The sequence below is a fragment of the Paraburkholderia sp. BR14320 genome (assembly GCF_040948665.1).
Lineage (GTDB): Bacteria > Pseudomonadota > Gammaproteobacteria > Burkholderiales > Burkholderiaceae > Paraburkholderia > Paraburkholderia youngii.
Genome location: NZ_JBFPKG010000098.1, coordinates 1 through 9,310, shown reverse-complemented (window position 1 = coordinate 9,310; position 9,310 = coordinate 1). Strand labels below are relative to the sequence as shown.

General features: G+C 56.5%; 7 protein-coding genes. 4 read left to right on the top strand and 3 right to left on the bottom strand.

Annotated elements, in window-relative coordinates; all coding sequences use genetic code 11:
• Positions 1-411: 411 nt before the first annotated feature.
• On the bottom strand, positions 412-1,230 hold the full coding sequence (locus tag AB3X89_RS38080; RefSeq protein WP_368587793.1) for an IclR family transcriptional regulator: 819 nt from the start codon (positions 1,228-1,230) through the stop codon (positions 412-414).
• Positions 1,231-1,393: 163 nt separating this feature from the next.
• On the opposite strand from AB3X89_RS38080, the gene AB3X89_RS38075 reads away from it, so the two are divergent.
• The 4 genes from AB3X89_RS38075 to AB3X89_RS38060 all read left to right on the top strand — a co-directional run bounded on the left by AB3X89_RS38075 (position 1,394) and on the right by AB3X89_RS38060 (position 6,166).
• Positions 1,394-2,377 carry a hydroxymethylglutaryl-CoA lyase gene (locus AB3X89_RS38075; RefSeq protein ID WP_368587792.1) on the top strand — a complete coding sequence of 328 codons (984 nt, stop codon included), beginning with the start codon at positions 1,394-1,396 and terminating at the stop codon, positions 2,375-2,377.
• Positions 2,374-3,648 (top strand): CaiB/BaiF CoA transferase family protein, encoded by a 1,275-nt coding sequence (locus AB3X89_RS38070; protein WP_368587791.1) that lies wholly within the window; start codon positions 2,374-2,376, stop codon positions 3,646-3,648. The genes AB3X89_RS38075 and AB3X89_RS38070 overlap by 4 nt, the downstream gene beginning before the upstream one ends.
• A 77-nt stretch (positions 3,649-3,725) precedes the next feature.
• Positions 3,726-5,039, top strand: coding sequence for an MFS transporter (locus AB3X89_RS38065; RefSeq protein ID WP_368587790.1), 1,314 nt, complete (start codon positions 3,726-3,728; stop codon positions 5,037-5,039).
• Positions 5,036-6,166, top strand: a complete 1,131-nt coding sequence (locus tag AB3X89_RS38060; protein ID WP_368587789.1) for an amidohydrolase — start codon at positions 5,036-5,038, stop codon at positions 6,164-6,166. The genes AB3X89_RS38065 and AB3X89_RS38060 overlap by 4 nt, the downstream gene beginning before the upstream one ends.
• Positions 6,167-6,492: 326 nt before the next feature.
• Here the strand turns inward: AB3X89_RS38060 and AB3X89_RS38055 are convergent, their stop codons facing one another.
• On the bottom strand, positions 6,493-7,851 hold the full coding sequence (locus AB3X89_RS38055; protein WP_368587788.1) for a glutamine synthetase family protein: 1,359 nt from the start codon (positions 7,849-7,851) through the stop codon (positions 6,493-6,495).
• A gap of 89 nt (positions 7,852-7,940) precedes the next feature.
• Positions 7,941-8,843 (bottom strand): homoserine O-succinyltransferase, encoded by a 903-nt coding sequence (gene metA, locus AB3X89_RS38050; protein ID WP_368587787.1) that lies wholly within the window; start codon positions 8,841-8,843, stop codon positions 7,941-7,943.
• Between the last annotated feature and the right edge of the window lie 467 nt (positions 8,844-9,310).

Sequence of the window (9,310 nt, the reverse complement as noted above, 5' to 3'; positions counted from 1 at the left end):
TCGCTTGACCTTCGCGATCCGATTCAATGTCTCGTCCACTTTAGTTCCCACCAAATTATTTAGCGGGAACTAAACTACCAACCGGTTCGCTCAGCCGTCGAGAATGGCCGTCATGAGCCGCTTACCCCGGTCGGTGACTAACGTTGCGCGCAGGCACTAACCACCATGCGAACAGTGTGAGCGGCAGGCACTGCTCTTTGGCGAGTTCGTCGATATAAGGATCAGTCACAACCAGGAGATGTTCGCGTCGATGCCCGCGATCAGCGCCGCAGATAAATTACACACGGACGGTCGTGGGCAATTCATCAGAAAACTCTATCGAATATAGAAGCAGCGAGACCGTAAGGTCGTCTTGCTCCTAGAGCGGTTGGCGAGGCGGACCAACCAAAAGGCGCCGATGAAGAGACGCATTTAGCTGCTTCTATCGATATCCACTCCTTCAAGATTTGGGGCGTCTTCCTGGATGAATCTGGCGATGCTTGCATCGTATTTCGCGCCCCTGCCCCCCAAGGCAACCGTCGCTCGCTGCGCGCTGAGAAGCAACTCCTTAAGAGCAAGCTTGATCGTAGATGGGATGTCGAATCTGCCCTTCGGTCCCGATAGAGTCAGAGCGCCTACTAGCTGACCGGTTGAATCGAACACCGGCACCGATGCTGATGTCGTTTCAGGATCGCGTTCACCGTATGAGACCGCGCACAATTGTTCCCGCACCCGATTCCAGCGCGGATCTGACGATTCAGTGAAAGCGAGCAGTACTTTGCCGGAGGCGCCGTTGTCAATCGCGAATTCCTCCCCAATACGTATCGCTACTCTCACGCTTCTCGAAGGCTCCACGCGGTACAGAACTAAGCGCTGGTCACCTTGCCGCACATAGAAAGATGCCGTCTCGCCCAAGTCCCGACTGAGCTGCTGAAGGATCGGCTCCACCACTGGACCGACTTGAAAAGACCGCTGGTAAAGCATTGCGAGCCGTAGCGGTTGAGGTCCGATAGAGTACTGACCGTCATTCAACTTCCGGATAAATCCGCCGTGCTCTAAAGCGCCGAGCAACCGCAAGACCGTACTTTTGTACAACCCGGCACGGCGCGAAAGCTCGGTTAGCGTCAACTGGTCGTCGGTCGGGCCGAATGCGCTCAGAATAGCAAAAGCTCGGTCAAGAACCGCGACTCCGCTGCTTGTCTTCGATGCGTCGACTGAACGCTGCCCGTCGTCGGGCCCAATGCCAGTCATTTCTTCCCCTTTGGTCAATTGCCGTCACTTTACGGTTTCGCTTGACAGAACTCAAGTTTCACTTTGGCATCGAGGGTTTACCCTTATTAACGAGATTAATCCGACCATCTAGAGTTCTATCACGTAGACCTAGGATCTATTGTATAGAACCATGGAGTTACTCTTGAATACCCCGAATCCCGAAGTGTTGATCAGCGAGGTCGGGCCGCGCGACGGATTGCAGAGCGTTAAAACCGTGATGCCCACGGCAGCGAAGCTGCGATGGATCTCCGCGCTCGCCGCTGCGGGTCTTAGGGAAATTGAAATGGGTTCATTCGTGCCGACGAAGCTGCTGCCGCAGATGGCTGACATTCGTATAGTCGTCGCGCATGGGCTGTCTATTCCGGATTTGCGCGTCGCGGTTCTCGCGCCGAACCTGCGTGGTAGTCAGCGCGGTTTCGAAGCTGGCGTGCACAAGGTCACGCTTCCCGTGTCAGTGACCATAGAACACTCGCTGGCCAATATGCAGAAAACCAATGAGCAGATGATCGAGGAAGTGCGCAATATCGTCGCGCTTCGCAACGAACGGTTTCCAAACGTAGAGATAGAGGCCGGCATTTCGGTTGCCTTCGGCTGCACGATCGCCGGCACTGTGACCGATGACCAGACGATGCGCATGTGTTTGGCAATGGCCGAGTGTGGTGTTGATGAAATCGGCCTGTCCGATACGAGCGGCTACGCGAACCCGACCCAGGTTCGCCGGCTGTTTCGCCGGCTCCAAACGGAACTTGGCTCAAAGGCTGGCGGTGCACACTTCCATAACACGCGCGGACAGGGACTTGCCAACGTCGTCGCAGCGCTTGAAGTCGGCGTGACGACGATCGACTCCAGCCAGGCGGGTCTCGGCGGCTGCCCCTATGCGCCGGGCGCAACCGGCAACATCGTGACTGAGGACTTGGTCTTCCTGCTGGAAGCCATGGGCTATGACACGGGCGTGGACATCGACAGGCTGATTGCCGCGCGTGCCATTCTCGCCGATGCGTTGCCTCGCGAAGCGTTATACGGACACTTGCAGGACGCGGGGCTCCCCAAAGGATTCGCGTATGCAGACGGCCACGCACCCCGTGCGCCGCAACCGGAAGACTACCGGATCAGACTAGCGCAATGAGCAAAGTGCGAGCCAACCAAGATTTGCCGTATAGCGGCGTACGCGTCGTCGAGATGACGCACATGGTGATGGGGCCCACATGCGGCATGGTGCTGGCGGACCTCGGCGCGGAGGTGATCAAGGTCGAACCCATTTCCGGCGACAGCACGCGCGCTTTGCGCGGGTCCGGGGCGGGCTTCTTCAGCACGTTCAACCGCAACAAGAAGAGCATCGCTGTCGACGTAAAAGATCCGCGCGGCGTGGAAATCATTCACAAGCTGCTTGCAGGGGCGGACATTTTCAGCGAGAACTTCAAGAGCGGCACGATGGACAAACTTCGCCTCGGTTATGCTGCACTGTCCAGGATCAATCCGCGTCTCATCTACGTGTCGCATAAAGGGTTTCTGCCCGGCCCATACGACCATCGCACCGCGCTGGATGAGGTCGTGCAGATGATGGGCGGCCTCGCTTACATGACGGGACCGGAAGGCAGGCCGCTGCGCGCCGGAACGAGTGTCAACGACATCATGGGAGGCATGTTCGGCGCGATCGGTGCGATGGCGGCCCTCGCACAACGCGAACGCACCGGCCGGGGTCAGGAAGTGCAAAGCGCGCTGTTCGAGAACAATGTGTTCCTCGTAGCACAGCACATGATGCAGTACACGGTGACCGGTACTGCCGCGGCGCCGATGCCAAGCCGCATTTCAGCCTGGGGCATCTATGACGTGTTCTCGGTGAAAAATGGCGAGCAGATCTTTCTTGCGGTCGTCTCCGATACTCAATGGGCGCCGTTCTGCGACGCTTTCGGGCTGGCGGAGCTCAAGTCGAATGAGCGGCTAGCCTCCAACAATCTGCGCGTGCAGGCCCGCGAATGGTTGCTGCCGCAGCTTCAAAAACATTTGGAAGCGTTCACCGCCACGGAGATCAGCGCGATCTTCGAGCGCTGCGGGCTGCCTTATGCGCCGATCATGAAGCCGCAGGACCTTTTCGATGATCCGCACCTGCTCGCTACCGGCGGACTCGCCCAAGTGACTTTGCCGCCTGACGCCAGCGATGCGGGGCAAGCCATCGCGACACGGACTGCGCTGCTGCCCTTGACGCTCGGTGGTGAGCGCCTGCATCTACGCGCGCCGCCGCCTTCGCTCGGTCAGGATACTCAGGCGCTTCTGACAGATCTCGGATACACGGCTGAGGATCTCGGACGATTGGTCGAGGCTGGGATTGTCAAGTGTCGGGACGCCCAGCCTCACGATGCGTCGAATCCTTCGGCGAACGAACTCGCCAGCGCCTGAACCAGCGAAGCAAACAAGCAGTCACTGTTCCGCAGAGGCCGGGCCTCTGCACGCCGCGATTTGTCCGGAGACGAGGCATGGCATTAAGTTCATCGAATATCGCCACAGGCCGCGCGGCGGATTCCACCCTCGAGCACTCCGCGGTCAGAAAAGCCGCGCGGCGCTTCATTCCGCTACTGGCGCTTGCGTACTTCTTCAACTATCTCGATCGCACCAGCGTCGGTTTCGCGGCGTTGACAATGAACCGCGATCTGGACTTGACCGCCACGCAGTTCGGCTGGGGGGCTGGCATCATGTTTGCGGGGTATTGCTTGTTCGAGATTCCGAGTAACCTCGCGCTGTACCGCTTCGGCGCACGGCGCTGGCTCGCCCGCATCATGATCACGTGGGGGCTGTTCGCAGCGGCAACGGCACTAGCTGTCGGCCCGAAAAGCTTCTACGCGATCCGGCTGATGCTTGGCATCGGCGAGGCCGGTTTTTTCCCCGGTGTGATCTTTTTTCTCGCGGTCTGGTTTCCGCCTGCCTATCGCACCCGAGTTCTGGCTTGGTTCACCGTCTCCACGCCGCTCTCGTCGCTCGTGGGGGGGCCGCTCTCGGCTGGCCTGCTGCACATGGACGGTGTCTTGGGACTAGCTGGCTGGAGGTGGATGTTCGTCGTTCAAGGACTGCCCGCGTGCGTCCTCGGTTTTCTGGTACTGAAAATGCTGGACGACAAGCCCGCCGATGCGAAGTGGTTGTCGCACGACGAACGGCAAGCTCTGCAGGGGGCGTTCGATCGAGAAGACACGTCAAGTCGGAAGAAGAAGCATTTCGTTGCGGCATTGAAGGACGTGCGAACCTACATTCTGGCGATGATTTCCTTCGGCTTCACGATGGGCTCTTACGGCATCGGTATCTGGCTCCCTCAGATGCTGAGGGCTCACGGCATGAGCGTGGCAAAGACGGGCTGGATGTCGGCAGTGCCTTACTTCTTTGCTACTGTTGCGTTGCTCTGGTGGGCCAAACGAGTCGACAGTCGCGGCGGGCCGATAGCGAATCTGGCCGCGGGTCTGCTGATCGGCGCAATCGCGCTCGGCGTCTCGACGTACTTTCATCAACTGCTTCCGACGATGGCCGGCCTAACGCTCGCGCTTATCGGCACGATTGCCGGGCGAACGATCTTCTATACGCTCCCAACCAGCTTCCTTTCAGGCCAAGCGGCCGCCGGTGGGCTCGCTTTCATCAACTCGTTCGGCGCGCTTGGCGGCTTTGTCGGACCGTATCTCATCGGCTATCTGAAAGACGGTTTCGGTACGTTCTCGGCCGGCATGATTGGCCTGTCAATCGCGCTGGGCATCACGACATTGCTGACACTGTCACTTCATGCGTTGGCTTCCGGAGAACAGGCATGAAAAAATCACATTCGCCGCGGCGTCGGCAATTGCTCGGCACTGCCTCAGCTTCCATGATTCTCTCCCCTGTTACCGGGCGCCATGCGTTTGAAAGAGAGGAAAAGCACCTCATGAGCACAACGAGCAATTACCTTCCCGTTCGGGCCGACTGGCTCGCTCGCGGCACCGAAGCCGCGCTCGAACCCGACATGCCGATCATCGATGCGCATCATCACTTCTACGAGCGCCCAGGATGGACCTACCTTCTGGACGAGTATCTCGAGGACGCGCGCTCGGGACATAACATTACTGCCTCGGTGTTCATGCAGGCGCTGACACGGTATCGCCCGTCTGGTCCCGAGGCACTGCGCCCTGTGGGAGAAATCGAATATGTTGCAAGCGTTACGAGTCCTTTGCAGAGCGGCAAGCCGCAGGTTGCAAAAGCCATGGTCGGCTACGCTGATCTTCGCCGCGGATCAGCGGTGCGCGATGCTCTCGAGGCAGAACTGCATGCTGGCGATGGCAGATTTCGTGGCGTTAGGCACCTCGTTACTTGGGATGCCGACCGGACCCTTGTCAATCCATTATCGGCGCCCCCGCGAGGGCTGCTGCTCGATCCGGACTACGGGGCGGGAGTCGCACAACTAGCTTCGCTTGGACTGTCATACGACGCGTGGTTATTCTTTCCGCAGTTGCCGGAGTTGTACGAGCTGGCCAAGTCGAATCCTCATACGCCTTTCATCATCAACCATTGCGGCGGCGTTCTCCGGATCGCCAGCTATGCAAAGCAGCGCGAGGAAGTATTCGATGCGTGGTCCCGTTCAATGCGCACACTCGCCGAACTGCCGAATGTCTATGTGAAGGTGGGTGGCCTTGGTATGCGCATCAATGGCTTCGAGTTCGAAAAGGGCGAACGCCCACCCTCGTCGGACCAATTGGCACAGGCGTGGAAGCCATGGATCTATACGTGTATCGATGCATTCGGTGCGGCCCGCTGCATGTTCGAAAGCAATTTCCCCGTGGACAAGGGCTCTTATCCCTTCAGCAACGGTTGGAACGCCTTCAAGAAGTTGACTGCGCAAGCGAGTCCCGCAGAGCGCGAAGCATTGTTTCGGGGCACGGTCACCAAAGCCTACCGCTTCGAATGAGTGCGTCCGATCGATCAGCGCGGCCGGCCCGGAAGCATCGTCATCACTGTCGGCCCAACAGCTGCGTTGACAGCCTTTGTGTGTATGACAGGACCGGCGCGATAGCCGTCTGATGAAGCCGACTTGGAAGGAACTACCGTCCTTGCCAAGGACGCCATGCTGGCAGTTCAACTGCCAGCATCGGTACGTCTCGGACGCTTTTTGTCATCGTAGCAAGAATTTTCACCATCTGCAGTAGCAGTTTTCGGGTTACTTGCCGCCCATTTCCCTTTCTGTAGCATCGGGCATGCTCAGTTCTCCGCAGCAAGCTAACGGTAAGCCTGCCCCTAGGTTCTCTCGAATCCTCTCCCGAGTTCCCAGTCTGTTATTCGGCGATCATATTCCAACTGTTCCCACCGGGCCGCATGCACGTAATGCTTAACAACATCATCTCCCAGGACATCCCGCAGCCAGGCTGAATTTGATGCAACATCGATCGATTCTCTTAGCGTTTTGGGAATATCCGGAAGATCGCGATCACGGTACGCGTCACCATGACATGGACCGGGCAGTTCGAGGTTCTCGGCAATCCCCGCGAGGCCGGCCGCGATCAACCCCGCGAAGGCCAGGTATGGATTGAGATCCGCGCCTCCGATCCGACATTCGACCCTAGCCGCGTACGAGCCTTCGCCGCAAACCCTGAAACCAGCCGTACGATTGTCTGGGCTCCAGACCGCCTTGGTCGGCGCGAACGTCCCTTTTTGAAATCGTTTATATGAGTTAACGTATGGCGCTAAAAACAGCGTGATGTCTCTCGAATACTTCAGAAGACCCGCAAGGTAGTGGCGCATAACATTGGCCATGCCATAGGGCGAATTTCTGTCAAAAAAAAGCGGAGCTCCATCTAGTGTCCACAGGGAGGAATGAATGTGGCTGGAAGAACCTGCCAACTGGTAGTTCCACTTGGCCATATACGTAATGGCTCTATTCTCCTGGGATGCAATTTCCTTGGTGCCGTGCTTAATTAGCGTATGTTGGTCAGCCATCACTAGCGGATCGGCGTAGCGTACATTGATTTCGCCCTGCCCAGGCCCCGATTCCCCTTTCGAGCATTCGATCGCGATTCCCGCACCGTGCAATCCGTTCCTTATCCGACGCATGACCGATTCCTCTCGCGAGGTCGACAGGATATGGTAGTCTTGGTTGTACGTTCCAGAGGTTAACAGGTCGCGAAATTTCTTCATCGATATATACTCGTAAGACTCATCGAATAGGTAGAACTCTAATTCCGATGCGAAGCACGCGGCCATTCCCCTCTCGTTCAGACGACGAAGCTGCTCCTGTAGAATCTGCCTCGGCGAATGAGCAACGGGCTCCTGACACTGGTCGAAAACATCGCAAATTACCAACGCCGTCGCTTCAAGCCAAGGAATGCGCCGCAATGTCGAAAGGTCGGGCTTGAGCACAAAATCGCCATATCCAGCTTCCCAACTTGAACACGTGTACCCTGCCACCGGTTCCATCTCGATATCATTGGCCAACAAGTAATTGCAGGCATGCGTTTCCAGATAGCCATGCTTAACGAAAAAGTCCCCTTGAAACCGCTTCCCGACAAGCCGACCTTGCATGTCAACCATGCAAGCGATAACTGTATCAATAGCACCCGAAGCAACATCCCGTTTCAATTCTTCGAATTTCAGATTCATATTCCCTCCCGCGGAACGTAAATAAGCTCTTCCGGCACGCACACCCAATCCACTATGCGCGGACAAATTTGACCCGGCAAACGAGTGATCTAATCTTGATGTGGCTTGATCATGCCAATTTGTTTTATCCAGTTTCCGAAAATTATGTTGGCGTGACTGCGCCAGCAATTGCGCGGCCGAAGATCTTCGCAATCCTCCGGAAAATAATTTGCCGGAATACTTACCCGACGACCAAGTGAACGGTCTCTGAGATACTCGTCTGCCAACGTTTGCGAATCGTACTCTAGGTGATTAAATATATGCAGGGAATGATGGTTCGGGTCATCAAGCAGACACAGGCCTGTTTCCGGCGATTCGATGAGCACACAGATACCGCTGCCTGGTGGGATGTCGGCGCGTCGCATTTCCGTCCATCGGGATACGGGAACAAAGAGATCGTCTGACAGGCCCCGCAGATACGGTGATGTGGACCCCACGCCTTGGTGCCTGAAGACACCAAAAGCCTTCTCATTCAATGTGTACTTAGGCAGACCGTGGAAATGATATAGCGCCGCTTGTGCGGCCCAGCAGATGTTGAAGCAGCTCAGAGTGTTGGTTTGAGTCCAGTTGAGAATCTGAGTTAACTCGTTCCAATACGCCACTTCCTCAAACGGGATCAACTCAACCGGTGCGCCGGTAATAATAAAGCCGTCAAATATCCGCTCCTTTATCTCTTCCCAATCCTGGTAAAACGACGCCAAATGAATTGCTGGTGTGTTCTTGGGTAAATGACTGGCTATCTTTACCAAGGTGAGGTCAACCAATATGGGCGTTGCACCGAGGAGACGTGCAATTTGGATTTCCGTCTCTATTTTATTGGGCATCAGGTTTAGCAAACCAATATGCAAAGGACGTTCAATCGGCCGATACATAGCTTCGTGCTCCATTACCTTGATGCCTTCTTTTTGTAAAGCAATTGCAGCCGGCAAACCTTTTGGAACCTTGATCGGCATGGAAGCACAACCTCCGTTTCGAAACTACGCGATACCCGCAAGACTGTACGGCATACCAACAACACCACGTCTGACCGACTGCGAGCAAGTTTAGGTCTTCACCTGTTTAAGAAGATCAAGCTGGCTGCGACGCATGCGTAAAGTGCGCCCGTAATCTTCTCAAGCATGGATCTGTTGATCAATACCACGCTTGCGCGATCTGCAAGAAACATATATCCGCAATAGACCCCGACGGAGATCGCCGTTGCCGCAGCTCCCATCGGAACCGCCTGCCCAAGGTAGGAACCGGACGGGCTGATGAAACTGGGATACGTAACTAATGTGGCCAACCACCCCTTAGCAGGTTGCTGAAGTACCGCTGAAACACGTCATCGCGCAGAGTTCGTGAAGCGTTGATAGATGAACCACCACTTGCCCACTGGAGATCATGCGCGGCGCCGACACGTTCACCGAGAGTTTGTTTTCCG